This window comes from Bacteroides sp. 1_1_14 (assembly GCF_000162515.1).
GTDB classification, from domain to species: domain Bacteria; phylum Bacteroidota; class Bacteroidia; order Bacteroidales; family Bacteroidaceae; genus Bacteroides; species Bacteroides thetaiotaomicron.
The window spans coordinates 40,798-66,680 of record NZ_GG774704.1 but is presented as its reverse complement, the minus strand read 5'-3'; the positions used below and the strand labels follow the sequence as shown (position 1 = coordinate 66,680).

The window sequence follows — 25,883 nt, the reverse complement described above, 5'->3', positions numbered from 1 at the left end:
TTTTCGGAATTGCAAGAATGATTCATACTATTTCTACACAGGTGCTATTCTCCCGCAAACGTTGACAACGGAATGCTGACGGAAACTCCCGCCGAGCGGTATTTCAAACTGTCGAAGCCAAGGAAGACGCCTAACCGTGCCAGTTTCATGAATCCGATGGAGTAACCGATTTCCGAATAGGGACGGCGGTCGTATTCCACAAGTGTACGGAGATGCAGCGCTTCATCGAGGTTCTTCTTTTTCAGAAAAGGAAGAAATTTCAGCAACAGACAGGGTGTGTACCAGGAAATATTAGCTTGTACCCAACGGGTATTGGTAGAGTATGCATAATTATCCAGCAAAGAGAATCCTGTATCAAACGAGCGTTCCGTCACCGGCAAACCTGTGGTCGCAAAATGCTTGAAATCGGGGAATTGCATACCGCTCTTATTCCAGAATGTTCCGGCATTAACAGCCCAGTCTAGTGTATTAAACATTCCGAACTCTATGCTCTGCCTGGCCGAAAACTCCGCCAAGTGATAGGACGGAGAAGGCAAAGCCCCTTTCAACGGGAAAGCACGGTCATAACGCAATGTAAAGGTAGGGCATTTGGATTCTTCATATACTTTCTTTCCTCTGTACATCCGGTAATAATGAGCCGGTGTATATTCCAAGGCAAAGGAAGCTTTCAATAATTCATTTTCCGGCATCGGATAGAATGCCCGGCTGTCCGGAATATTCGACTCCGCTTCTTTCTTGAACCAGCTCCGGTGTATATGATTCTCCAGCATCTGTCGTCGCTGCCAGGAAAGCGAGGTAGAAAGCAACAAACTATTCGCCAGTTCGATCTTATTTTGGAAAGACAGGAAACGCTTCTCATAGAGTTTCACATCATTCCGCCCGAAGAAAGAAGAGGCAACGGTATTTATCAGACGGGATTCTCCACTTTCTCCATTATAATCGGCAGAAAGAACTCCGCCGGACAGTTCCAAATATCCCCGTCGCCTCGGAGCATAACTCAAGGAGAGTTCACTTTGCCCTGCTACCGCTTTACGGGCAGTGGTATAATAAGCAGAAGGAGTGAATTGCAAAGTAAAGGCCTCCGATAATTTCAACCCTGTTTCAAACTTAGCTCCCAGCCAGAAGCCATCTACAAAATTATACTCAGGCACATAGGAAGGCAAGCCTTTCCAGCCAATCCATGCTTTCTTGTCTGAAGTACGATAGGTTTCACCCATCAGGAATGTTTGAATGATCTTTTTCCCAACTGTTGTTTTAGCCGAATCATTCTCCTGAAGGGAGTCTTTGGAGAGGGATAACTCTTCTTTATGGATATAACTCTGTATTTCTTCCGGACGCAAAGGAACACTTCTGACAGCTGCCCAATAAAGCGAATCCTTTTTGTCCGCCAGCGAATCGGTCTTTATATTCACTTCTCTCTTTCTCACTTTACGTTCATATTTATGCGGAGAACGTGCAGTATCGGATTCGGCAATGTTCTTTTCCATCAGCTTAGATAGCTTATAGGCTTCACTCAAAGTCAAGTCCTCCTTCGTCGACAGTTCTTCTATCTGCTTTACAAGCTTCTGCTGCTTCCTGTTTTGTTTCGGTGAGGCATCAGAAGCCCCATTCATCACTTGCTGACGGTCTGCTATTTCCACATTCGTATAATGTACTGCTGCCAGATAGGAAGCCTCTGCAGAAAATCCCATCATTTTGATTTCACAGGACATACTTGTGGAGGTAGCCAGGAAAACAGAAGGCTGAACTTCTTTACAAGTTGCCTTGACCGTAGCTTTCAGGCCACTCATACGGATAGAAAATTCAGCCGCAGAGACGCACCAAAGATCTTCCACAATATACAAATCTCCGGACACCAGACGCGGACTGTCTTGCTTGGGGAGGACTTTTATTTTATTGATCAGATGGTTGCCTTCACTATAGCAGCCTTCCAGTTTAAAACGGTAATAAGAGAATGCTCCGGCACTTAGCGGTGATACTTTATCGAAGATAGTAGGCTCGTAAAAGTTAATAGTGGTCAGACCGATTCTGACCTCCATCTCCTCGGGAAATGAATTGGAATAGGCCTTTACCTGATTCTCCCAAGTAGAGGGTGCCTTAAAAGTCACCACTCTCTGTTCCTCCATCACAAACAACTTGCCCAGAAACTCTTTCGACTCTTTCCTGACTTCCTTCGACAACTTTAGAATTGCGGGAATAGTCTTCATTTTTCCTGTGCCTTTCAGATAGGTTCCGGCCCTAAATCCCTTCACCTGTGTCCGGTAATAAGGAGCATTCGCAATCGCCTTACGCATTACGGAATAGGCCGGATCTTCCGCACCTTTCACCACATTCACTTCCCGCAGACTATATATTTGTTCGGAGAGCACAATATTCTTTTCCACATCTCCGGCAGATATGGAAAAGGAGAATGTTTGTCCGGCGAAACCTAAAGAAGAAACCTCACAGGTATATTGTCCCGCCGGGAGCGAGGTCTGAAAACAGCCGTTATCATCGGTAGTGAAGCCTGTTTTAAGTTCTTTCAGATAGAGTGCCGCATAGGGGATCGGATTTCCTGCAAGATCAACGACTCTGCCTTTAAATGTTTGTGCCCAAAGAGAAATAGTAAAAGAACATATGAGAGCAAACGCTATGGATCGTTTCATCATTTTCTGTTTATTAGTCTTATTTCGTTTTATTATTAGACGCCAAAGTAAACAAAAGATTGCAAAGTTCCCCACAAAATATTACTTTTGACACAATAAAAGCTGAAGTATATGAAAAATAATGATTGGAAAGATAGATTGAACGTGGTCTACTCTACAAATCCTGATTTCAACTATGACATGGATGACGATCAGGAACAAGTGACGCTGGACAAGAATAAACAGAACCTTCGGGTTTCTCTCGACCGAAAAAACCGTGGCGGCAAAGTAGTTACACTCATCACCGGATTCGTTGGAACAGAGAATGACCAAAAAGAACTCGGGAAAATGCTAAAAAGTAAATGCGGAGTCGGAGGTTCGGCCAAAGACGGGGAAATCATCGTACAGGGAGATTTCAAACAGAAAGTGATAGACCTGTTGATAAAAGAAGGATATACAAAGACCAAAGGAGTCGGAGGATAATGAAAAAGGGCGGAAACCATCAAAGTTCCGCCCTTCTCTATTATCTTTTTGAGATAGATTATTCAGCTTTCAGAGTGAAGCGCTTAAAGTCAAGAACCTTCAGTTCAGGATCAGCAGCTGCCAATACTTCTCTTACAGTCTTCTTAGCGTCCATAATATCTTCCTGGTTCAGCAGACAAACTTCCTTCAAGAACTTACCCAGACGCCCCTTAGCGATGTTCTGAATCATTTGTTCCGGCAGATGTGCAGCCTTTTCAGCAGAAACGGTAGCAATAATTTCCTTTGCCTTAGCTATATCTTCAGCTGTAATCCAGCCCTTAGCCATATTACTTTCCATGTGCTCTTCGCTATCTACATGAGCAGGGTTGATATTAGCTTTCTTCAAAGCAGCTTCTACAGCTTTCTGTACCTGTTCAGCTTTTGTTTTCTCGATAGCAACAGCAATTTCCTTTTCCTTTACTTCTTCAGAAACACCGTCTTCATCAATAGCAATCGGATTCATGGCAGCAATCTGCATAGCTACTTGCTTAGCCAACTGTTCGTCAACGTTCTTGTTAAAAGCAACAATGGTACAAAGACCGTTTCTGTTCATGTGGTTGTAAACAGCAGTGCTTGCACCCTCTACAGTCATGTAACCATCAAGCTCCATTTTCTCACCTGTGATACCGCTACGGTCAACCACTGCATCCTGTACAGTACCGTTACCCATCGGCAAAGCTTTTACTTCGTCCAATGTCTTGCATTTGTTAGCCACAGCAAGATCAAGAATATCCTGAGTCAGTTTCACAAATCAGCATTCTGAGCCACAAAGTCAGTTTCACACTTCAGAGCAATGACAACGGCATAGTCACCGGTAGTCTTAGCCAAAACGCAACCTTCAGAAGCATCACGTTCTGAACGCTTAGCAGCAACAGCTTGTCCTTTCTTACGGATAATTTCCATTGCCTTGTCGTAATCGCCTTCAGCTTCTGTTAATGCGTTCTTGCAATCCATCATACCAGCTCCGGTCATTTTGCGCAGCTTGGTAATATCAGCCATAGTTACAGCCATAATAATTTCCTTTATTTAAATGAATAATAATTTTCAAAACAAAAATGTGCCAATCTGCCAATACAATGCAGGATGAGGTAACTACCACACGCCTGCACGCTAGCAAATTGGCACATTTATATATTTAAGCCTCTTCGTCTTCCTTGATGAAGGCAGCAGCTTTCGCTGCGTTGATAGCTTCTTCATCAGACTTGTCGAGTCTTGCTTTTACTGATTTCTTCTTGCCTTTGTTTGCAGGAGCTTCACCAGCAGCTTCCATATCGATCTTTTCAGCTTTTCTTTCTTCCAAACCTTCGATCATTGCAGCACAGCAAGCATCCAGGATAACTTCTACCGATTTAGTAGCGTCATCGTTAGCAGGAATTACGAAGTCAACGTTTGTAGGATCAGAGTTAGTATCAACGATACCGAATACAGGGATACCCAGACGGTTAGCTTCACGAACTGCGATATTTTCTTTCATTACGTCGATAACGAACAATGCAGACGGCAGACGAGTCAGGTCAGCGATAGAACCCAAAGTCTTGTCCAATTTTGCACGTTGACGAGAGATCTGAAGAACTTCTCTCTTAGAAAGGTTAGAATATGTACCATCGTTAGTCAATTTATCGATAGTAGCCATCTTCTTCACAGCCTTACGGATAGTCGGGAAGTTGGTCAACATACCACCCGGCCAGCGCTCGATTACATAAGGCATATTAACAGATTGAGCTTTCTCAGCAACAACCTGCTTTGCTTGTTTTTTAGTAGCAACAAAAAGAACTTTCTTGCCTGATTTGGCAATCTGTTTCAAAGCTTCAGCAGCTTCGTCTACTTTTGCAACAGTTTTGTGGAGGTCAATGATGTGAATACCATTGCGTTCCATGAAAATATAAGGAGCCATTGCAGGGTTCCACTTTCTCTTAAGGTGTCCGAAGTGGCAACCGGCTTCCAATAAAGTATCAAAATTTGTTCTTGACATCTTGTTTTTCTTTAAATCGTTTACTTTCTTTTTGTTTTTTCTAAACCAACCGCTGGGTAGTCTATGAGCAGAGTCCCAGTAGTTTAGATACTAAACATATTCCTCGGTCAGGCAGCACATTAACGCTTGCTGAACTGGAATCTTCTACGAGCTTTCGGCTGTCCCGGTTTCTTACGCTCTACAGAACGTGGGTCACGAGTCATGAAGCCTTCAGCACGAAGTGCAGCCTTATCTTCAGCGTTCATCTTAACCAATGCGCGAGCGATTGCCAAACGCAATGCCTGAGACTGGCCAGTGAAACCACCACCACACAAGTTTACTTTGATGTCATACTTCTCAGCAGCACCCAGCTTGTTCAATGGTTGTTTTACAACATACTGAAGTATAGTTGATGGAAAGTACTCTGCAAGGTCTCTCTTGTTAATAGTAATCTTTCCTGTACCTTCGCTTACGAATACACGTGCAATTGCACGTTTACGTCTGCCTAATGCATTTACTACTTCCATTATATCTTATTTATATGAATTAATATCAATCATTTTCGGGCTCTGAGCTTCATGTTTGTGTTCGCTACCAGCGTATACATACAGGTTACCCAGCAATTTAGCTCCCAAGATATTCTTAGGAAGCATACCTTTCACTACTTTTTTCAGTAATCTCTCTTCGCCGTTCGGTTTAGTGATCAAACGGGCAGGAGTCATTTCTCTCTGACCACCAGGGTAGCCTGTATATGACAAATATACTCTGTCATTCCATTTGTTACCAGTCAGTTTTACTTTGTCTGCATTGATGATAATAACGTTATCACCGCAGTCTACGTGAGGAGTAAAGTTTGGTTTGTACTTTCCTCTCAGCAATTTTGCAACTTTTGCTCCCAGACGACCTAAAGTTTGGTCTGTAGCGTCAACGATAACCCATTCTTTGGTTACGGTCGCTTTGTTTGCAGAAATGGTCTTGTAACTTAAAGTATCCACTCTAATTTTGTTTTTTAAATGTTACTACTAAAAATTTTCTTCACCACATATCAGCCTCCCCGGACAAAGGAGGACTAACTTGCTATGAATTAATCTCTTATCATTTTGTGATAATAATCGGCTTGCAAAAGTACGGCTTTTCTTTGAATTGGCAAACTATTTCTAGCTTTTTTTTGGATTTATCGGGTTGAATGACAAGGGGAACTTACTATATTTGTAGATAAGGTGCAGAAAATAAAAAGGCCTCCTCCGGATTGACACCGGGGAGGTCAAAAAACAACAAAGAATCTATATTGCAATCTAATTTATCGCACAATATCTTCCGGAAACTTAGCCGGCATCTCCACCCGTTTCCAGGTCTCATAATACCAAGCGTTCAGTTCATTTCCGTTCAGATCGTTCTTGATGAAGTATTTCAAATGCAGATAATCATTATCCTTTATTTCAAACTCCAGAATATTATCCTGATTATCGAGCATCGGAAGGTGGATATTCTTCTCGATACTCTCTTTATAAGAATCATCAGTCAACTGTTTATACGTACCATATCCTGTGATAATCGCATCCGAACCGGGAATAATGGTAAAATTCACGATTCTGCCGTCATCACTCAATACCTTAAATGTATTACTGGGTTTCAACGATCCCGGAACATCGGGAGATTCTGATACATAATGGCACAACTGCCAGATCCCTTTCAAATCGGCCGGTTTGAATTTGGTTTTCTTTTGGGCCGTCGCACCTGTTACCGCTAACAACATAATTGAAAGCATGGTAAAGAAATAGAGCTTTTTCATGACAATATGATTTTAGTTTACACTCTTGAATGCGCATGTCCAAATATAAAGATTTATTTTGAGAAAGTAACAATCAAATGCACAAAAAAACTCGCACAATCAAAAGATTATGCGAGTTTTACATAAATATACCGAAATATTAGAAATCAGCATTTCTCGGTGTACGCGGGAACGGTATCACGTCACGGATATTTGACATACCTGTTACAAACAGCAACAGACGTTCAAAACCGAGTCCGAAACCGGAGTGAGGGCAAGTACCGAACTTACGGGTATCCAGATACCACCACATATCCTTCATCGGGATATGCATTTCTTCAATACGAGTCATCAGCTTGTTATAATCCGCTTCACGTTCAGAACCACCAATGATCTCACCGATCTTCGGGAAAAGAACGTCCATTGCACGTACTGTCTTCCCATCCTCGTTCTGCTTCATATAGAAGGCTTTGATTTCCTTCGGATAATCAGTCAGAATCACCGGACGTTTGAAGTGTTCTTCCACCAGATAGCGTTCGTGCTCGGAAGCCAAGTCTACCCCCCAGTAAACAGGGAATTCGAACTTGTGACCTTTCGCAACGGCATCTTCCAGAATCTTGATACCATCCGTATAAGGCAAACGAACGAAATCATCCTTCAATACACCTTGCAGACGTTCAATCAAGCCCTTATCGAACATATCGTTCAGGAACTTCACATCATCCGCACAGTTATCCAACGCCCATTTCACACAATATTTGATAAACTCTTCTGCCAGGTCCATATTATCGGCAATGTCGTTGAACGCAACTTCCGGCTCAATCATCCAGAACTCTGCCAAATGGCGGGGAGTATTGGAGTTTTCGGCACGGAAAGTAGGACCGAATGTGTAGATAGCGCCCAAAGCAGTGGCAGCCAATTCACCTTCCAACTGACCGGATACTGTCAAACTTGCCTGCTTGCCGAAGAAGTCGTCATCATAAGAGATAGAACCTCTTTCGTCTTTCTTCAAGTCATACAGATTCATGGTAGTTACCTGAAACATCTGTCCGGCACCTTCACAGTCGGAACCTGTAATAATCGGTGTATGGAAATAGAAAAATCCCTTTTCATGGAAAAACTTGTGAATAGCAATCGCCATGTTGTGACGAATGCGGAACACTGCACCAAAGGTATTGGTACGCGGACGCAAGTGAGCGATCTCGCGCAAGAATTCCATGGAGTGACCTTTTTTCTGCAATGGATATGTATTGTCGCAAGTACCCAGCACTTCGATTTCTTTAGCCTGCACTTCCACCTTCTGACCGGAACCCACAGATTCCACCATTACTCCGTTCACGCTAATACAAGCCCCGGTAGTAATCAGTTTCAGCATCTCTTCATCGAAATTAGCCAGATCTACTACGATCTGCACATTATTTATTGTAGAACCGTCATTCAGTGCGATAAAGTTAACTTGTTTGCTACCTCTGCGGGTGCGAACCCATCCTTTCACATTGACCATAGCGCCAATATCTTCGCGCTTCAACAGATCAACAATTTTTGTTCTACCAATCTTTTCCATAAAACTTTTTTAATACAATATTATATATTACTCAAACGACCCCATGCGGAGGTAGTTTACTTCTGCTTCCGACAGGTAACGCCAGTCTCCGCGGCGCAGACCTTTTTTGGTCAGTCCGGCAAAGAATACACGGTCGAGTTTTACTACTTTATATCCCAGTGATTCGAAAATACGGCGAACGATACGGTTCTTGCCGGAGTGAATCTCGATACCTACCTGGTCTTTCTTGAAATCATCTGTGTAGCTGATAGCATCTGCATGGATTTCACCGTCTTCCAACTGTACGCCGGCTGCAATCTGATCCATATCTGCTTTTGTCAGGTTCTTGTCCAGATGAACATGATATATTTTCTTTTTCAAGAATTTCGGGTGTGTCAGCTTGGAAGCCAGGTCACCGTCATTTGTCAACAGAAGTACACCAGTCGTGTTGCGGTCAAGACGCCCTACCGGATAAATGCGTTCGTTGCAAGCGCCTTTTACCAGATCCATTACCGTGCGGCGTTCCTGCGGATCATCCGATGTAGTAACCGTATCTTTCGGCTTATTCAACAGTACGTATACCTTACGTTCGATGCTAACCGGTTCATCGTGGAACTTCACCACATCCGAGCGTTTGATCTTTGTACCCAATTCAGTTACTACTTCACCGTTTACAGAAACCACACCTGCTGTGATAAACTCATCAGCTTCGCGACGTGAGCAAACACCGGCATTAGCCAAGAACTTATTCAGACGAATCGGTTCGTTCGGATCAACAAACTGTTCCTTGTACTCAATCTGCTTCTTGATGCTATACTTAGCATTCGGATCGTAATCACTGGTACGCGGACGCGGACGATAGCCACCCTGCGAACGGTCATTGTTAAATCTCGGACGATAGCCACCACCGTTGTTATTACGGTAGCCACCACCTTCACCACTGTTGAAGCGGGGACGATATGGACGATCACCACCTTCGCGGTTATAAGGACGCTGAGGACGGTCGCCACCTTCGCCACTGTTAAAACGGGGACGGTACGGACGGTCGCCATAAGAGCGTTGCTCGCCACCTTCACGATTGTAAGGACGCTGCGGACGATCGCCACCTTCGCCGTTCGGATTGAATCTCGGACGATACGGACGGTCTCCACCTTCACGGTTGTAAGAAGGGCGTTGAGGACGATCATAAGAACGTTGTTCACCACCTTCGCGGTTGTAAGGACGTTGCGGACGTTCGCCTCCTTCATTGTTGCTATTGAAGCGAGGACGATACGGACGGTCTCCACCTTCACGATTGTAAGAAGGACGTTGGGGGCGATCATAAGAACGTTCACCATAAGAACGCTGTGGGCGCTCTCCACCTTCACTATTCGGATTAAATCGCGGGCGATACGGACGATCCCCACCTTCACGGTTGTAAGAAGGACGATACGGACGTTCTCCACCTTCTCTGTTGTAAGACTTGTTACCATCACGGCCGGCACCTGTATTCTCCTCATTGTAAGAATTTTCGCGCCATTCTTCGTTTTCTGTGCTCATTTTTTTATTCGAATAAAATTAGACTTTGGCCTCACGGCCTATTTAAAAAACACGTTTATTGTATAAGTAAACAATTAAAGTCCCGTATATGTATGCGGAGTAATTGCTCTTAACTCTTTTTTAATATCTTCGCTTACGTTCAAGCCTTCGATAAACTCTTTAATAGAACTTTCTGTAATAGCCTGGTTGGTCCGGGTCAAAGCTTTCAATGCTTCATACGGATGCGGGTAAGCCTCGCGGCGTAAAATCGTCTGGATTGCCTCAGCCACTACGCTCCAGCAGTTGTCCAGATCACGGTAAATAGCCGGTTCGTTCAGCAACAGTTTGCGAAGTCCTTTCAGTGAACTCTGAATAGCAATCACGATATGACCGAAAGGCACGCCTACATTACGGAGCACCGTAGAGTCTGTCAGGTCACGCTGCAAACGGGAAACAGGCAGTTTCACAGCCAGGTGTTCCAGAATAGAAGTTGCGATACCCAAATTACCTTCCGCATTTTCAAAGTCGATCGGATTCACTTTATGCGGCATCGCGCTTGATCCTACCTCACCGGCTTTGATCTTCTGCTTGAAGTATTCCATAGAAATATATTGCCAGAAGTCACGGTTCATATCCACCATTATGGTGTTGATACGTTTCATCGCGTCAAAGACAGCAGACAAGTTATCGTAGTTCGAAATCTGAGTGGTATATTCTTCGCGTTCCAGTCCCAGTTTCTCTGCAACAAACCGATTACCGAATTGTTTCCAGTCATATTGAGGATATGCTACATGATGAGCATTGTAATTTCCGGTAGCGCCACCGAATTTTGCAGTGATCGGACATGCTTTCAGCATAGCCAGCTGACGTTCCAGGCGGTAAACGAATACCATCACTTCCTTACCCAGACGAGTCGGAGAAGCCGGTTGCCCATGAGTTTTGGCAAGCATCGGGATTTCAGCCCATTCTGTTGCATACGTTTTCAGTTGTGCAATCAGTTCTTCGATCAGCGGATAATAGACTTTATCCAAAGCTTCCTTGATAGAAAGAGGCACAGACGTATTATTAATGTCTTGAGAAGTCAATCCGAAGTGAATGAATTCTTTATAGTCATCCATTCCACCCAGCTTATCGAATTCTTCTTTCAGGAAATATTCTACGGCTTTTACATCATGGTTAGTTACACTTTCGATATCTTTAATGCGTTGCGCATCTGCTTCCGAGAAGTTACGGTAGATATTCCGTAAAGTTTCAAACACGCTGCTATCGATTCCTTTCAACTGCGGCAAAGGAAGTTCGCACAAGGTGATAAAGTATTCCACCTCTACCTGTACACGGTATTTAATCAGTGCAAATTCAGAGAAATAAGCTGCCAAAGCTTTAGTTTTGCCTCTATATCGACCATCAATCGGAGATATGGCCGTTAATACATCAAGTTCCATACGTTTTCTTAGATAATTATCAGACTGCAAAATTAACTCTTTTTCCTGAGTTATAAGGCAAAAGGATAAAGAAAGTTTGTATAAAAGCGGTAAGAAATAAAAAAAAGTCTCACGAATTTCTTCGTAAGACTTCTATTTCGTGGGCGCTGAGGGATTCGAACCCCCGACCCTCTGGGTGTAAACCAGATGCTCTGAACCAGCTGAGCTAAGCGCCCTTTTGTTGACGGAAGTGCTTCGGTATTCTTTGTGGGCGCTGAGGGATTCGAACCCCCGACCCTCTGGGTGTAAACCAGATGCTCTGAACCAGCTGAGCTAAGCGCCCGTACACTTCCGTTTCAAAAGCGATGCAAAGGTACGGCTTTTTTTGAAACCTCCAAACATTTTGCATATTATTTTTCAAGAAACTTTTTATCAAAAATAAAAACCAACTGATTATCAGCAAATAATGAAAAAAGTTTTTTTTCATGCAACTTTCCCTTCTCCAAGCCTGTCCACTAAACAGAACAAGATAAAGCCAACAATGCGGGAACACTCAAATCCGGGAAATAAGATTCCCGGTCAAGCCTGCTTACGGATAAGGCGCGCCGGATTCCCGACTGCAACACTGTCGTCGGGAATATCTTTCGTCACGACGCTTCCCGCTCCTATCACACAACGGTTGCCAATCGTCACACCGGGACAAATGACAGCACCGCCGCCAATCCAGCAATCCTCGCCGATCGTAACCGGATAAGCATACTCTTTCGAACCGCGACGCTCCAGATAATTCATCGGATGATGCGGTGTATAAATCTGTACGCAAGGGCCGACTAGCGTATGGGCACCGATTGTGATATACCCTCCGTCCAGAAAAGTACAGTTGGCATTGACAAACACGTATTCGCCCAACTTTATCCCGTCTCCGTGATCGCAATGGAAAGGAGGACAGATCACCGAAGTTTCAGGAATACCCGGCACCAGTTCTTCCAACAATTCTCTGTACCCGTCATCGTACGTGCTCAACCCGCGCATGATCGCCAGCAACTTCTTGGCATGCTCAAAACGCACCTGCAACTCCGGCGCGGACATATCAGCCAACTGGCTGCTACGCATCTTCTCTACTTCTGTCATATTCCTTATTCTCCCATCCCATTAATAAATGCCAATTTCCTTTCATCCGAAAGCGATTCGTCAAACTCGAACCCTTCCCACGAGAATCCTTTCAGTTCCTCCGGATTTCCGATCTTATTTTTCAATATGAAACGTGTCATCTCGCCACGGGACATCTTGGTATACACCACTATCGTAGCCAGCTTTCCATTCTTCCAGACATGAAATTCGGGAGTGACCACACGGACTTCGCTCTCCACCCGCTTCCAGTCAAACAGGCTTTTCATCTCGTCACTGGCAAGATTACACAAGATTCCTCCTGCCGATCGGATGTCCTCTATGAACGTATCCGTCAGACGCGACCGCCAATAAGAAAACAAGGTCTGATTCCCCAATTCCGGCAATACGACATCTCCTTCCAGCCGATAAGCACGAATCACGTCCAAAGGACGCAACAGACCGTAACAGAAAGAAGTCAGCCGCAAATGTTCCTGCGCATACCCGAAATCTTCTGCAGAGAAGTCCTTCGGATTCAGCCGTTTGAATACAATGCCGGTATATGCCAGCAAGGCAGGCAATTCCGGAGTGGCTTCCGCATGAAAAGCCTGATAACGTTTATAATTCTCCACAGCAATCTTTGCGTTTACACGCAGCAGACGTTCTAATTCGTCTACAGAAAACTGGGACATCTGCAACGCTATTTCCGCTGCTTCCTTCTGAAAACGGGGACTCGTGGTCAAAGGAACTTTCACCTTCGACACCGCACTCATCGTCTTGGCACAAGATAGAAGTACTAACATTCTGAATCGGGTTTAATCATTTTGAAAAACACAAAAATAAAAAATAAATAGCTTCACTTGTTGACAGATATCCAAATTATGCCTACTTTCAGCCAATAATTAACTATAATCATTTATTAATTAACAAAAACACAAAAATCCCCCTTATGAGAAACAAGTTTGTATCTTTGCAAGCTCTGGCCTTATTGGTCATCTTTTGTCTGACGGGTAGCTTAACCCGTGCCGCTGTCAACCCGAAACCGTTTGTTGTCCCCGAACTCAAACAATGGACGGGAAAAGACGGTAACTTCACCCCGGGAAAAGACACCCGAATCGTCTGCACTTCCCAAAATCCCGAATTACTGAGAATAGCCCGGATGTTTGCCGACGATTATCAACAGATGTTCGGGCAGACATTAAGCGTAGCGCAAGGCAAAGCCACGTCCGGCGATTTCGTCCTATCCTTGTCGGCAGACAAGAAGCTCGGTGAGGAAGGTTACGCCATCAAGATAACCGACCGTGTAGCCATCTCCGCTCCCACCCCGACCGGTCTTTACTGGAGCACACGCACACTCCTGCAACTGGCGGAACAAAATCAGGAACGCTCACTCCCGCAAGGAACGATTCGTGATTATCCCGATTATCCGCTTCGCGGTTTCATGATAGACTGTGGCCGTAAGTTCATTCCGATGGCTTATCTGCAGGACTTGGTGAAAATCATGGCTTACTACAAAATGAACACCCTGCAAGTCCATCTGAACGATAATGGATTCAAGCAATACTTCGAGCACAACTGGGACAAGACTTACGCTGCTTTCCGGCTGGAATCGGAGACTTATCCGGGATTGACAGCCCGTGACGGCTCGTACTCCAAGAAAGAATTCATCGACTTCCAGAAACAAGCGGCATCCAACTTCGTGGAAATCATTCCGGAAATTGACGTTCCCGCCCACTCACTGGCGCTCACCCATTACAAACCGGAAATCGGAAGCAAGGAGTACGGCATGGATCATCTCGACTTGTTCAAGCCGGAAACTTACGAATTCGTAGATGCTCTGTTCAAAGAATATCTGGAGGGCGACAATCCGGTATTCGTAGGCAAGCGTGTACATATCGGTACAGACGAATACTCGAACGCGAAGAAAGACGTGGTAGAAAAATTCCGTGCTTTCACCGACCATTACATCCGTTTTGTGGAAGGTTTCGGCAAGCAAGCAGTCGTATGGGGTGCGCTCAGCCATGCCAAAGGCGATACGCCCGTCAAATCAGAAAATGTCGTCATGAATGCTTGGTACAACGGATACGCCGATCCGGCAACTATGATCAAAGACGGATATCAACTGATCAGTATTCCGGACGGACTGGTATATATCGTTCCGAAAGCCGGCTACTACTATGATTACCTCAACGAACCATACTTATATAAGGAGTGGACACCCGCCCATATCGGCAAAGCTGTATTCGACGAAAAACATCCTTCCATTCTTGGCGGTATGTTTGCCATCTGGAACGACCATGTCGGCAACGGTATCTCGGTGAAAGACATCCATCACCGTATATTCTCGCCCCTGCAAACACTCTCTGTAAAGATGTGGACAGGCGCTCAAACAGGCATTCCTTATGAAACATTCAATGAAAAACGTGCCCTCCTCAGCGAAGCGCCCGGAGTCAACCAACTGGCAAGAATCGGCAAAAAGCCGGAATTGGTATACGAACGTTCCACAGTCGCTCCCGGCAGCACTTCCGATTATCCGGAAATTGGCTATAATTACACTGTCAGTTTCGACATTACCGGAGCAAAAGAAAGTGAAGGAACCGAATTGTTCCGTTCGCCTAACGCCGTATTCTATCTGTCAGACCCTATTCGGGGGATGATGGGATTTGCACGCGACGGCTATCTGAATACCTTCCCCTACAAAGTGAATCCGGGAGAAAAAGCAACAATTCAGATAGAAGGAGACAATTGCAGTACAACGCTGAGAGTCAACGGTAAAGTGGTTGATGAAATGAATACGCAGAAACTTTACTTTAATGCGGGAAAAGATTCAATGAACTATGTACGTACACTAGTTTTCCCGCTGGAGAAAGCAGGAAACTTTAATAGTAAGGTACAGAATCTGAAAGTATACAATTATTGCGTAAGCAAACCATAAGATTTAGATACGGATTACACAGATTTCACATTTTTTTAGCGGTACAATCTACCAAAAACCGTATCAATCTGTGTAATCCGCTTCTGGAAGAAGCACAATCATTCATTTCATTTACGTACGGATTTGAGCAAAATGATAGTAATAGTATCTTAAAATGGGGGTGCCCCCAATGGAGATACTACTGTTTCATTCATTTTTGAACCGTTACGAATCAATTCAAACCTGTATAACCAAAAGCTACACAAACGTTTCTTCCCTAAGCAATAAAACGCTTTTTTATTGTCACTTATCACTTTTCGAAGTTAACTAACTGATTATAAACATATCATCGGTGATAATAAGCGGTGATAATACGGTGACAATAGCTGCATTCATACATTTTATTGTCACTTCCCTCCCAATCTCACTGTTCATCTCACCTACTGCTATCTCCCCATCAAGCCTACTTCATCCGAGTCCTGATCCTATGCAACAAATACCGTATACTACCGGTATCTTTCTCTTATAGTACCTTTATTGTTTCATTAAGACACCGATCTCTTTAGTTGTTCACGGCCGTGGCAAGCATTGTTCACAGTCGTGACAAGAGTTGATCACGGACATGAGCAGACCTGTTCACGGCCGTGAAGAGCTAAAGAGAACGGCACTCTATTCCTACTTTCCTTATAGGAAAAAGCAAGTATATAAGGAGCTGAAGAGAACATTAGCACTATCTTACGACTCATTACACCGCAGACAACAAACAAAAAGAAGAGTCATATCTACAAAAGAAGAGACTCCCTCTTTGGTATGCCAAAGAGAGAGTCTCCTCAATATATATACAGCTAAAGCAGTTTATTTATATTCCTGCCAGCTCTTAATCTGAATATCACTCAGTTTCAGTTCACAGAATGCTTCGATGAAAGCACTTGCCAGACGGGCATTGGTGATCAACGGAATGTTATGGTCGATAGCACCACGACGGATACGGTAACCATTCGTCAACTCACGTTTGCTGTGGTTCTTCGGAATGTTGACGATCAAGTCGAACTTATGGTCAGCGATCATCTTCATCACGTTGTTTTCAGCACCCGGTTTTTCATCCGGCCAGTAAACCGGAGTCGTTTCTACACCGTGAGCGTTCAGGAATGCAGCTGTTCCGGCAGTAGCATAAATCTGATATCCCTTGGCAAACAACATACGGCTCGCATCCAGCAAATCTACTTTAGACTTCATAGCGCCGGAAGAGAACATCACCGCCTTTTCCGGAATCTTGAATCCTGTAGCGATCATTGCATTCAGCAATGCTTCAGAGAAATCGTCGCCGATACAACCTACTTCACCGGTAGAAGACATATCCACACCCAAAACAGGGTCAGCCTTGTGAAGACGGGAGAAAGAGAACTGAGAAGCTTTCACACCGATCCAGTCGATGTCGAACGCAGTCTTGTCCGGCTGGCTGTACGGAGCATCCAGCATGATGCGGGTAGCTGTTTCGATAAAGTTGCGTTTCAGCACCTTAGATACGAACGGGAAGCTACGGGAAGCACGCAGGTTACATTCAATTACCTTCACCTCGTTGTTGCGGGCAAGGAACTGGATGTTGAACGGACCGGAGATATTCAGTTCTTTAGCAATCTGACGGCTGATCTTCTTGATGCGGCGGGCAGTTGCAAAGTAAATCTTCTGTGCTGGGAATACCAGTGTAGCGTCACCGGAGTGTACACCGGCAAATTCTACGTGCTCGGAAATAGCGTATTCAACCACTTCACCGTTCTGAGCTACCGCGTCGAACTCAATTTCCTTTGTATTTTCGAGGAACTGAGAAACAACTACCGGATATTCTTTAGATACTTCGGCAGCCATCTTCAGGAAGTTTTCCAGTTCTTCGTCATCGTAGCAAACATTCATAGCCGCACCCGAGAGTACGTAAGAAGGACGAACCAATACCGGATAACCTACTTTTTCTACAAACCCCTTCACTTCTTCAAGGCTGGTCAGTTCCATCCAAGCCGGCTGGTCGATGCCAAGCTGGTCGAGCATTGCCGAGAACTTGTTACGGTTTTCGGCACGGTCGATGGAAACCGGAGAAGTACCCAGTACAGGAACTGACTGGCGATACAACTTCATAGCCAGATTGTTCGGAATCTGTCCGCCTACGGATACGATCACACCGCGCGGTTGTTCAAGGTCGATCACGTCGAGTACACGTTCGAAAGAGAGTTCGTCGAAGTACAGACGGTCGCACATATCGTAGTCAGTAGAAACCGTTTCGGGGTTGTAGTTGATCATGATAGACTTGTAACCCAGTTTGCGGGCAGTCTGAACTGCGTTCACCGAGCACCAGTCAAATTCAACCGAGCTACCGATACGGTAAGCGCCCGAACCCAGTACGACTACTGATTTCTCATTCTTATAATAGTTTACATCGTAACCTTCTACTGCATAAGTCATATACAGGTAGTTAGTCAGTTCCGGATGTTCGGAAGCAACAGTATTGATACGTTTTACTGCCGGAAGGATGCCCAGGGCTTTACGGTGAGCGCGTACTGCCAGATTTTCCTTTTCCATGTTGCCGGTCGGGTTCAGTACGAAGCGGGCAATCTGGAAGTCAGAGAAACCAAGGATTTTAGCTTCGCGCATCACGTCAGCCGGAATATCTTCCACCTTATTATATGTAGACAGTTTTGCCTTGTAGTCAACAATGTTCTTCAGCTTGCCGAGGAACCAAGGATCGATCTTAGTCAGTTCGTGGATGCGGTCGATGGAATATCCTTCTTCCATAGCTTGTGCGATGGAGAAGATACGCAAGTCTGTCGGACGTGAAAGTTCTTTGTCGAGGTCGTCGAAGTGTACATCATCATTACCGACAAAACCGTGCATGCCTTGTCCGATCATACGAAGACCTTTCTGGATGATTTCTTCGAAAGAGCGGCCGATAGACATGATTTCACCTACCGACTTCATGCTTGAACCGATTTCGCGGGATACACCGGCGAATTTCGTCAAGTCCCAACGAGGGATTTTACAGATATAGTAGTCCAGTTGCGGAGCAAGATATGCAGAGTTCGGAGTGCCCATTTCACCGATCTGGTCGAGTGAGTAACCCAATGCGATCTTGGCGGCAACGAATGCCAGCGGATAACCGGTAGCCTTGGATGCCAGCGCGGAAGAACGGCTCAGACGAGCATTTACTTCGATCACACGGTAGTCGTCCGTATCTGAGTTGAACGCATACTGGATGTTACATTCACCTACGATGCCGAGGTGACGGATACATTTCGTAGACAGTTCCTGCAACAGTTTCAGTTCTTTGTCGTCCAATGAGCAGGTCGGAGCTACTACGATAGATTCACCGGTGTGGATACCCAGCGGGTCGAAGTTTTCCATGCTGGCTACAGTGAAGCAGTGGTCGTTCGCGTCGCGGATCACTTCGAACTCGATTTCTTTCCAGCCTTTCAGAGATTCTTCTACCAGGATCTGCTTGGAGAAGGCGAAAGAGCTTTCGGCCAGTTTCAGGAATTCTTCTTCGTTAGCGCAGATACCGCTACCCAGACCTCCCAACGCGTAAGCCGAACGTACCATCACCGGATAACCGATCTTGCGGGCAGCAGCAATGGCATCCTCCATGCTTTCTACCGCCTGACTTACCGGAGTCTTCATATTGATTTCATCCAGTTTCTTCACGAACAGGTCACGGTCTTCCGTGTACATGATAGCTTCTACCGATGTACCGAGTACTTTCACTCCATATTTATCAAGAATACCTTGTGTGTACAATTCGGCGCCGCAGTTCAATGCAGTCTGTCCGCCAAATGCCAGCAGGATGCCATCGGGACGTTCTTTCTTGATAATCTCTTCTACGAAATAAGTAGTTACGGGAAGGAAATACACTTTATCGGCAATTCCTTCAGAAGTCTGAATGGTTGCGATGTTCGGGTTTACCAATACTGAGCTGATACCTTCTTCTTTCAAAGCTTTCAGTGCTTGTGAGCCTGAGTAGTCAAATTCTCCGGCTTGTCCGATTTTGAGTGCTCCAGAACCCAAAACGAGAACTTTCTTGATTTCCTTTTCCATTTCTTTTGTTGTTATAGTAAGTTGTTATTTCTAAGTTTTGCCAATAAAAAAAATGCGTTACCCTCGTAAAAGGATTAACGCATTACCAAAGAACTAAAATATCGTTTTTTGGAGAAAAAAGAAGAAGGTTGTTGATTCCGGGTGGAAAACATCCGAATGTAGATAATACTTACTTCTTATTTCTTGTTGATTCATTGTCGATTTCAAAATTTGTGCAAAGTAACGACATATTTCTAAAACTACAAAGAATTTGAAGAAGAATATTCTCTTTTATTTGCTTTGTTACTGTGAAAACAGGCGCCGTCCCCCTGCCATCTGATACCAAAAGCCAGCAATAGTAAGCATTAGTAACGAAGTAGCTCCATTTTGACGCATCTTTCATTTTTTATCCTTATCTTTGTCGCTAAATCTATTATAATAAGGTAACAACAATGGGAAAAGAAAAAATCATACTCACCGGTGACCGCCCTACCGGGAGACTTCATATCGGACACTATGTAGGTTCATTGAAGCGCAGAGTTGACCTGCAGGATGCAGGTGATTATAGTAAGATGTTTATCTTTATTGCCGATTCACAAGCGTTGACGGACAATATAGATAATCCGGAGAAGGTACGTCAAAATGTAATTGAGGTTGCTCTTGACTATCTGGCATGTGGAATAGACCCGTCCAAGGCTACCATCTTCATCCAGTCACAGATTCCGGAACTTTGCGAACTCAGTTTCTACTATATGGACCTCGTAAGTGTATCCCGTTTACAACGTAACCCGACTGTGAAATCAGAAATACAGATGCGTAACTTTGAGGCAAGCATCCCTGTAGGATTCTTCACTTATCCTATCAGTCAGGCTGCGGACATTACTGCCTTCCGGGCAACCACCGTCCCCGTCGGTGAAGACCAGGAACCGATGCTCGAACAGGCTCGTGAAATCGTCCGCCGTTTCAACTATATCTATGGCGAAACGCTGGTAGAACCGGAAATCCTGTTGCCGGACAACGCTGCCTGCCTGCGTCTGCCGGGAACGGACGGCAAAGCCAAGATGAGTAAATCACTCGGCAACTGTATCTACCTGTCGGAAGAACCGGAAGAAATTCAGAAGAAAATCATGAGTATGTATACCGATCCGGGACACCTCCGTGTTCAGGACCCGGGCAAGATTGAAGGTAATACCGTATTTACATACCTGGATGCTTTCTGCCGTCCGGAACACTTCGAACGCTATCTGCCGGATTATCCGAATCTGGATGAACTGAAAGCGCATTATCAACGCGGTGGACTGGGTGATGTGAAGGTAAAACGCTTCCTGAACGCTATCATGCAGGAAACACTGGAACCGATCCGCAATCGTCGTAAAGAGTTCAGCAAGGATATTCCTGCCGTTTACGAGATGCTACAAAAAGGATGCGAAGTAGCCAGAGCTGCCGCTGCCGAAACATTGGCGGATGTGAAGAAGGCTATGAAGATCAACTATTTCGATGACAAAGAACTGATTGAAGAACAGGTGAAACGCTTCGCGGCTTCACAGGAATAAAGATAATAAAGACGAATATAATAAAGTAAAGGCTGCCGTCCACTTTCGAACAGGCAGCCTTTACTTTATTATATAGTCTGCTCAATCAGTTTCATCTTCATCATTTTTAAAGAGTACGTCTTTCAGTTTCTGATAAAGGAATGAGAGGATCAGCAGGATCAATCCTAAAATGATAAATACAATGATCTTACCGATTGTTGGCATTGCCCATAAGTCTTTCAGAACCAGCTTCAACAGGACGATTCCAAAAGTTGAAAGACTGATGATTCGCAGTACTTTCTGATGCAGACGCATACCCAGTGCCATTTGAATAAATCCTGCGATACTCAGTGAAACGGAGAAGCCGGCATCGAAATCTTCTACTCCTGCTTGCAGGAGGAAAGAACGTGCCATCGTCAGCCAAAGGAAGAGCGCCAGGACATTCAGATAAACGGTGAAAGGAGTTTTCAATCCTATTAATGTATAGTATTGACGGGCAACGTAGTACAGATTAGCTATAACAAACGCTGCCGCAAACCATCGGAGCAAAGCAGGAGTCAGGCTCGTGTATACCCACTGGTCTCCCCATATATTGATCGCATAGATCAGCACGTTCATTCCCATAGCTGTCAGATAAGGGATTGTGTATTGTTTTATCGGGAAGCGCTTTTTGAAAGTATAGCTAAGGATAAAGATGGCAGCAGAAGTAAACGCCAGCATCATTCCGCTTCTTGTAGCTCCTGCCAAGTGCAAGGCAAACTCTGCCATAAATGTATAATAGAGGATGGCGGCAGCAGCAAGAAGCATGATCGAATTCCAGGGAGTGTATCTCAGATAACGGGCTTCGGTAAAGAGAGAACGGTAACGCCCCATCAGTAAAGCGAATGCTCCGGTGGCCAGACCGACAAACAGGGAAGTAGCAAAAGAACTGTTCAGGAAAATGGTTTCGGAGGAGGAAGAGGTCATCAGTACATTATATATATCCATCAGATATGAAACAAGGGTCAGTCCCATCAATACCTGTGTTGCACGTTCGTATACTCCAATCTTCGATTTTACGTAAAGCCATAACAGCAGCACCATTTCCGCTGCCCAGAACAGCGTAATATAATTTCCATCCAACTGAATAGGTATAGTGATGGAGACAAATGTCAGTACCAGTCCCAACATCGCATAAATGAGGAACTTATAATCTTTCTTGCTCATCCGTAGCCAGATGACTAAAACTAAATTGATGATAGCGATCAATAAACTCAGTAATCCTTCCGATTTAAACGGCAGTCCCATATTACGCAGGAACAGGATTCCTAATAACAGATAAATGAAATTGTTGGTTATGATGACCAGCAGCAATCCCCTGTTCTTTTTCACGGCTTCTACCCGGAGTATCGATAATATCGGCAGGAGGAAGATGAAATAAAACAGCGTCGCAAAGATGAAGAGATGGACGGAAATATGTGTCGATCCTGTAGTAAAGCCTGTCAACAGGAAGATTCCCATTACCACATAAGTAAAAACAAATGCGATCACCGGAAGTTCTCCCCATTTCTGATAGATGGACAGTCCGAACATTCCAAGATTCAAGATACTCATATAAGTGAACAGTACCAGGTAGTTACCATTCCCGGTGCTAACAAGGAAAGGTGCCAGAAATCCCCCGACAAGTGAGATGATAGCCAGTTCGCGCCTGTCATACAGAATGGACAGGATAGACATGAACAGCGTTATAGCTATCAGAATAGTAAAAGCAACCGTCTGAGGAAAAAGGTGATAAAAATGAAAGGCAATGGCGACTGTGAGATAGAAAACGGCAAAGGCGCCACCCGCAAGCAAGGAACTGAATGTGCGGTACTTCTTTTGCAGGCGTTCGGCAACCACCAGCAATGCGGAGCCGGTCAGGAAACCAAGTACGGTACGCAATGTTTCGTTAATCCAGTCTTTATCAATGGCATATTTTACGAAGAAGCCGACTCCGATGACGAATACAAGAATACCAATCTTACCGAAAAGATTTTCACCGATAAACTTTTCATAATTAACCTGCTTCCGTTTGGAAACAGACGGTATTTCGAGAGGAGCCTCTGGAGAAGTTTCCTGCAAAGTGGCCTCAGCAGATTCTTTTTCAAGGGAAGCATTTAATTTCTGCGGTGTAGTTTCCGCCATAATGGGCTGTATGCCTTCAACAGCTTTTTCTTCGACAGCTTTCTCTTCCTTCAAGGCTGTCACTGTCGAATCGGGCAATTCTTCTGTTACATAAGGCAGTATATCCGTATTGTCCAAAGTCTCTGCCGTTACATCCTCTTTGGCCCTTACGGGGCCGGAAGCCATTTTCTCCTGAGCTTTGAGCAGGTCGTCCATTCGTTTCTTTATCTCGCCAAGCTCTTTGTCTACCTTGCCGAACCGGCTTTCAAACTTTTGCAGCAGAACAAAAAACAACACTGCAGCAAGCAATGCACATGTGCCATAAAGTTCACCCATAATGTTCTATATTTGAGTTATGTATCACAAATATAGAACATTTTAATTACAAATGGGCAAAACCGACAAGATATAGCATATTATTGAACATCTTCCGAAGCAGATCTTGCTTTCCGGAATTCATCTACCCAATAGGCAGTTCTTATCAAATAGTAATCATCAGCCAATGGTTTATAATCCAAATATTCAAAAGCATCGCACTTCTTTGAGACAGCCGGCTCTATCTGAGTTCCTTCATGCCATTCATTGAAAGACGTAATCGAAATATAAGAAGCACCGCTTTCTATGGCAGCTTTATACATATCATCGTAATATTTTCCATTCTCACGATCGCGGGTGGTACTTCCATTCCAAGGACGAATCCGGGTATCAATATATCCCGGACCGACACTCGGAATAAACAATTTATTATGTGCCTTTGCCCATTGCTGCATGGATTTCCAGTTGGCCGGAGTAGAAGCATTTGTGAAACCTATTGCGGCAAAGTAAGTGTAAAAGCCATCCATGCACGCTGTCTCAATGTCGGGCAACTCGCTTTCCTTCAATGTCAGACCAATAAAAAGACCGTCGTACTTGGTATTACGCACACTTATCTCTCCCCCGGCAGCAAACAACTTCGCCCACTCGGCAGGTTTGATCAGATAAGAATCATAGATAAAGAAAAGAGGTTTGCCGTGCGTACGGTAAAAAGCCGGGTGATCACCATAAGTATCCACTATATATTGAATATTCTCCCTTACCGTTTGCGGGCTGCGTCCATTAAAAGGCTCTATATGAAAGCACACCTTTGCCCCTACTTTTGCAGCCTCATCCAGCAGGAGAGACACACTTTGGTTGCCATAATCGCTTTCTCCCCACCAAGTGACAGACAGTACACCGACATTCGCTTTTATATGCATCCGGATATGTTTCCGAATGATTTCAGGATCATTGCTGCTGTACGTTCCGAGCTCCGGATAAAAATTACAGGCGATGTCATCATTAAGTCCGGATATGGCACCGACATCTCCCGAATGTCCCGGAGCAAGGGCTATCGGGTGCATCCAGTGCTTCATTTCTCCATCCACTGACGGATTTCCATACCAATTATAATAAAAACTGATCGTATGGTCATCCAACGTAATGTTTGCCGCATCCAAATCGTGTTCACCGTTCATTTTCTTTTTGTTACCGTTACAGCCGGCACACAGAAATAATGCCAATAAAACAAAAACAAGTTCTTTCCTCATGTTCGTTTGTTTAAGAAAGTAGTCCCAAAGCCAGCTATCCGACGGCCTTGGGAACTACCCGGTTCGTAAAACAATTATCTATTCTCTACCCATTGAAAATCTCCGATCAGCCTGGCTGAGAATTTGCCCGTCAGATCTTTGATGTTATTGTTATCCGAAACAGTCTTATTCAATGTCCATCCGCATACCAGATCCGATTCGCTTCCTGTCACGGATTCCGGAGTATCCATCAGATGTTGTATTTCGGCCTGTGTCTTCGCTGATTTCCAGATATGCAGATGACGCATACATCCATTGGTGCTCTTTTCTCCGATACGGTTGGCAGTTGCGCTAAGCCCGGTAAAGGCAACCATAGCCACTTCCTTATCATTCGGAGTATATGGCAAACGGTCATCCCGGCCTCTTTCCGACAACATCAACTGACCGTTGACGTAAATCTTGGTCATCACCGGAATTCCGTCTCTGACTTCTCCGTCCACTCCGTTCTCGTTAGTGACAACTGCCACATGAACCCACTGATTTAGTGTGCTGAATGAGAAGCCCGGTTCAAACAAGTCACTATAGCCTATACCATACGTCATACGTAATCTGCCGAAGTGACTGTTTACCGCCCATCCTTTACGCTCGTGATCTTTCGTATCATCATCCGTGAAGGTGGAAAGCAAGAATACAAAGCTATTGAGATATTCGTCCACATCTGTCAACTTCACCCAGAACTCGACTGTAAATGCCTGTTGTCCCTGCTCGCCGAAAGATGAATACTCCGGATGAACACCAAAATTAATGTATCCGCCATTCTTTCCGTTGACCAACAGTTCAGCGGCAACCGGTAAAAAGTCTTCGGTACGTCTGGTCGCTCTGAAGTTCTTCTCTATCTGGTTAGCTTCACGGATAATGCGGTCGGCTTCACTGTCAGCCAACTTTTTGTTTCCTTCTTTCAGTTTAGCGATCGTTTCCTCCAGATAACAATTCATCATCCAGCATGGCTTTACTGGATACCGGATAGTTATCTTTCAGTTCGCCATATGTAGCTCCATCCCGCAGCGCAGTCAGGTTAGTCACCAATGTACTGAAGCGCTCTATGAAGATTTCGGTCTTGTCCGTTTCCGTCGGCCAGCCGCTATTGTCATCATCATCAGAACAAGAAGTAAATGCCAGCATCTGAAGCATCATAAACACTATCACTACCCAATTATATAAATAGTTATTTTTCATAT

18 protein-coding genes, 2 tRNA genes and 1 pseudogene are annotated in these 25,883 nt (G+C 44.6%); 3 read left to right on the top strand and 18 right to left on the bottom strand.

Annotated features, from left to right (window positions below):
• Positions 1 to 44: 44 nt before the first annotated feature.
• Entirely contained in the window at positions 45 to 2,645 is a 2,601-nt protein-coding gene (locus HMPREF9007_RS17420) for a DUF5686 and carboxypeptidase regulatory-like domain-containing protein (protein WP_008760804.1), read from the bottom strand.
• 111 nt (positions 2,646 to 2,756) lie between these two features.
• On the opposite strand from HMPREF9007_RS17420, the gene HMPREF9007_RS17425 reads away from it, so the two are divergent.
• The gene (locus tag HMPREF9007_RS17425; RefSeq protein WP_022470914.1) at positions 2,757 to 3,107 is read left to right on the top strand and encodes a translation initiation factor; all 351 of its coding nucleotides are present in this window, start codon (positions 2,757 to 2,759) and stop codon (positions 3,105 to 3,107) included.
• Between the two features lie 58 nt (positions 3,108 to 3,165).
• Here the strand turns inward: HMPREF9007_RS17425 and tsf are convergent.
• The 12 genes and pseudogenes from tsf to yaaA form a co-directional block, all read right to left on the bottom strand.
• Positions 3,166 to 4,157, bottom strand: a pseudogene (tsf, locus tag HMPREF9007_RS17430) (translation elongation factor Ts).
• Between the two features lie 124 nt (positions 4,158 to 4,281).
• Positions 4,282 to 5,118 (bottom strand): 30S ribosomal protein S2, encoded by an 837-nt coding sequence (gene rpsB, locus HMPREF9007_RS17435; RefSeq protein WP_008760802.1) that lies wholly within the window; start codon positions 5,116 to 5,118, stop codon positions 4,282 to 4,284.
• A 119-nt stretch (positions 5,119 to 5,237) separates the two neighbouring features.
• Positions 5,238 to 5,624 carry a 30S ribosomal protein S9 gene (gene rpsI / locus HMPREF9007_RS17440; protein ID WP_008760801.1) on the bottom strand — a complete coding sequence of 129 codons (387 nt, stop codon included), beginning with the start codon at positions 5,622 to 5,624 and terminating at the stop codon, positions 5,238 to 5,240.
• A gap of 6 nt (positions 5,625 to 5,630) precedes the next feature.
• On the bottom strand, positions 5,631 to 6,092 hold the full coding sequence (gene rplM / locus HMPREF9007_RS17445; RefSeq protein ID WP_008760800.1) for a 50S ribosomal protein L13: 462 nt from the start codon (positions 6,090 to 6,092) through the stop codon (positions 5,631 to 5,633).
• A gap of 305 nt (positions 6,093 to 6,397) precedes the next feature.
• The gene (locus HMPREF9007_RS17450) at positions 6,398 to 6,889 is read right to left on the bottom strand and encodes a DUF4488 domain-containing protein (RefSeq protein ID WP_008760799.1); all 492 of its coding nucleotides are present in this window, start codon (positions 6,887 to 6,889) and stop codon (positions 6,398 to 6,400) included.
• A 139-nt stretch (positions 6,890 to 7,028) separates the two neighbouring features.
• A complete protein-coding gene (gene asnS, locus HMPREF9007_RS17455; RefSeq protein WP_008760798.1) occupies positions 7,029 to 8,432 on the bottom strand; it encodes an asparagine--tRNA ligase in 1,404 nt (467 codons plus the stop codon).
• 27 nt (positions 8,433 to 8,459) lie between these two features.
• On the bottom strand, positions 8,460 to 9,950 hold the full coding sequence (locus HMPREF9007_RS17460; protein WP_008760797.1) for a pseudouridine synthase: 1,491 nt from the start codon (positions 9,948 to 9,950) through the stop codon (positions 8,460 to 8,462).
• Between the two features lie 74 nt (positions 9,951 to 10,024).
• Positions 10,025 to 11,371, bottom strand: coding sequence for an adenylosuccinate lyase (gene purB / locus HMPREF9007_RS17465; RefSeq protein ID WP_008760796.1), 1,347 nt, complete (start codon positions 11,369 to 11,371; stop codon positions 10,025 to 10,027).
• 140 nt (positions 11,372 to 11,511) lie between these two features.
• A tRNA-Val gene (locus HMPREF9007_RS17470) sits at positions 11,512 to 11,586 on the bottom strand.
• 32 nt (positions 11,587 to 11,618) lie between these two features.
• Positions 11,619 to 11,693 (bottom strand) — tRNA-Val (locus tag HMPREF9007_RS17475).
• Positions 11,694 to 11,929: 236 nt separating this feature from the next.
• Complete coding sequence (locus tag HMPREF9007_RS17480) at positions 11,930 to 12,481, bottom strand: sugar O-acetyltransferase (protein ID WP_008760795.1); 552 nt, start codon at positions 12,479 to 12,481, stop codon at positions 11,930 to 11,932.
• Between the two features lie 5 nt (positions 12,482 to 12,486).
• Entirely contained in the window at positions 12,487 to 13,260 is a 774-nt protein-coding gene (gene yaaA, locus HMPREF9007_RS17485; RefSeq protein WP_008760794.1) for a peroxide stress protein YaaA, read from the bottom strand.
• Between the two features lie 146 nt (positions 13,261 to 13,406).
• On the opposite strand from yaaA, the gene HMPREF9007_RS17490 reads away from it, so the two are divergent.
• Positions 13,407 to 15,392 carry a family 20 glycosylhydrolase gene (locus HMPREF9007_RS17490; RefSeq protein WP_008760793.1) on the top strand — a complete coding sequence of 662 codons (1,986 nt, stop codon included), beginning with the start codon at positions 13,407 to 13,409 and terminating at the stop codon, positions 15,390 to 15,392.
• A gap of 834 nt (positions 15,393 to 16,226) precedes the next feature.
• On the opposite strand, the gene carB is transcribed toward HMPREF9007_RS17490, so the two are convergent.
• Positions 16,227 to 19,448 (bottom strand): carbamoyl-phosphate synthase (glutamine-hydrolyzing) large subunit, encoded by a 3,222-nt coding sequence (gene carB, locus HMPREF9007_RS17495; protein ID WP_008760792.1) that lies wholly within the window; start codon positions 19,446 to 19,448, stop codon positions 16,227 to 16,229.
• Positions 19,449 to 19,879: 431 nt separating this feature from the next.
• On the opposite strand from carB, the gene trpS reads away from it, so the two are divergent.
• Entirely contained in the window at positions 19,880 to 20,980 is a 1,101-nt protein-coding gene (gene trpS / locus HMPREF9007_RS17505) for a tryptophan--tRNA ligase (RefSeq protein ID WP_008760790.1), read from the top strand.
• 81 nt (positions 20,981 to 21,061) lie between these two features.
• Here trpS and HMPREF9007_RS17510 read toward each other — a convergent pair whose 3' ends face one another.
• The 4 genes from HMPREF9007_RS17510 to HMPREF9007_RS27560 form a co-directional block, all read right to left on the bottom strand.
• Entirely contained in the window at positions 21,062 to 23,437 is a 2,376-nt protein-coding gene (locus tag HMPREF9007_RS17510; protein WP_032850262.1) for a DUF2339 domain-containing protein, read from the bottom strand.
• Positions 23,438 to 23,517: 80 nt separating this feature from the next.
• Positions 23,518 to 24,666 carry a glycoprotein endo-alpha-1,2-mannosidase gene (locus HMPREF9007_RS17515; RefSeq protein ID WP_008760788.1) on the bottom strand — a complete coding sequence of 383 codons (1,149 nt, stop codon included), beginning with the start codon at positions 24,664 to 24,666 and terminating at the stop codon, positions 23,518 to 23,520.
• 74 nt (positions 24,667 to 24,740) lie between these two features.
• Positions 24,741 to 25,643 carry a LamG-like jellyroll fold domain-containing protein gene (locus HMPREF9007_RS17520; protein ID WP_277754636.1) on the bottom strand — a complete coding sequence of 301 codons (903 nt, stop codon included), beginning with the start codon at positions 25,641 to 25,643 and terminating at the stop codon, positions 24,741 to 24,743.
• The gene (locus HMPREF9007_RS27560) at positions 25,609 to 25,881 is read right to left on the bottom strand and encodes a DUF4972 domain-containing protein (protein WP_277754635.1); all 273 of its coding nucleotides are present in this window, start codon (positions 25,879 to 25,881) and stop codon (positions 25,609 to 25,611) included. Before HMPREF9007_RS27560 ends, HMPREF9007_RS17520 begins: the two co-directional genes overlap by 35 nt.
• Positions 25,882 to 25,883 lie beyond the last annotated feature (2 nt).

What these genes read in the sequence shown, in the direction of transcription:
- rpsB (WP_008760802.1), bottom strand. Translation starts at nt 5,118, where the DNA reads ATGTCAAGAACAAATTTTGATACTTTATTGGAAGCCGGTTGCCACTTC.
- rpsI (WP_008760801.1), bottom strand. Translation starts at nt 5,624, where the DNA reads ATGGAAGTAGTAAATGCATTAGGCAGACGTAAACGTGCAATTGCACGT.
- HMPREF9007_RS17425 (WP_022470914.1), top strand. Translation starts at nt 2,757, where the DNA reads ATGAAAAATAATGATTGGAAAGATAGATTGAACGTGGTCTACTCTACA.
- purB (WP_008760796.1), bottom strand. Translation starts at nt 11,371, where the DNA reads ATGGAACTTGATGTATTAACGGCCATATCTCCGATTGATGGTCGATAT.
- HMPREF9007_RS17480 (WP_008760795.1), bottom strand. Translation starts at nt 12,481, where the DNA reads ATGACAGAAGTAGAGAAGATGCGTAGCAGCCAGTTGGCTGATATGTCC.
- HMPREF9007_RS17460 (WP_008760797.1), bottom strand. Translation starts at nt 9,950, where the DNA reads ATGAGCACAGAAAACGAAGAATGGCGCGAAAATTCTTACAATGAGGAG.
- carB (WP_008760792.1), bottom strand. Translation starts at nt 19,448, where the DNA reads ATGGAAAAGGAAATCAAGAAAGTTCTCGTTTTGGGTTCTGGAGCACTC.
- asnS (WP_008760798.1), bottom strand. Translation starts at nt 8,432, where the DNA reads ATGGAAAAGATTGGTAGAACAAAAATTGTTGATCTGTTGAAGCGCGAA.
- HMPREF9007_RS17510 (WP_032850262.1), bottom strand. Translation starts at nt 23,437, where the DNA reads ATGGGTGAACTTTATGGCACATGTGCATTGCTTGCTGCAGTGTTGTTT.
- yaaA (WP_008760794.1), bottom strand. Translation starts at nt 13,260, where the DNA reads ATGTTAGTACTTCTATCTTGTGCCAAGACGATGAGTGCGGTGTCGAAG.
- HMPREF9007_RS27560 (WP_277754635.1), bottom strand. Translation starts at nt 25,881, where the DNA reads ATGAAAAATAACTATTTATATAATTGGGTAGTGATAGTGTTTATGATG.
- trpS (WP_008760790.1), top strand. Translation starts at nt 19,880, where the DNA reads ATGGGAAAAGAAAAAATCATACTCACCGGTGACCGCCCTACCGGGAGA.
- HMPREF9007_RS17420 (WP_008760804.1), bottom strand. Translation starts at nt 2,645, where the DNA reads ATGAAACGATCCATAGCGTTTGCTCTCATATGTTCTTTTACTATTTCT.
- HMPREF9007_RS17520 (WP_277754636.1), bottom strand. Translation starts at nt 25,643, where the DNA reads ATGATGAATTGTTATCTGGAGGAAACGATCGCTAAACTGAAAGAAGGA.
- HMPREF9007_RS17450 (WP_008760799.1), bottom strand. Translation starts at nt 6,889, where the DNA reads ATGAAAAAGCTCTATTTCTTTACCATGCTTTCAATTATGTTGTTAGCG.
- HMPREF9007_RS17515 (WP_008760788.1), bottom strand. Translation starts at nt 24,666, where the DNA reads ATGAGGAAAGAACTTGTTTTTGTTTTATTGGCATTATTTCTGTGTGCC.
- HMPREF9007_RS17490 (WP_008760793.1), top strand. Translation starts at nt 13,407, where the DNA reads ATGAGAAACAAGTTTGTATCTTTGCAAGCTCTGGCCTTATTGGTCATC.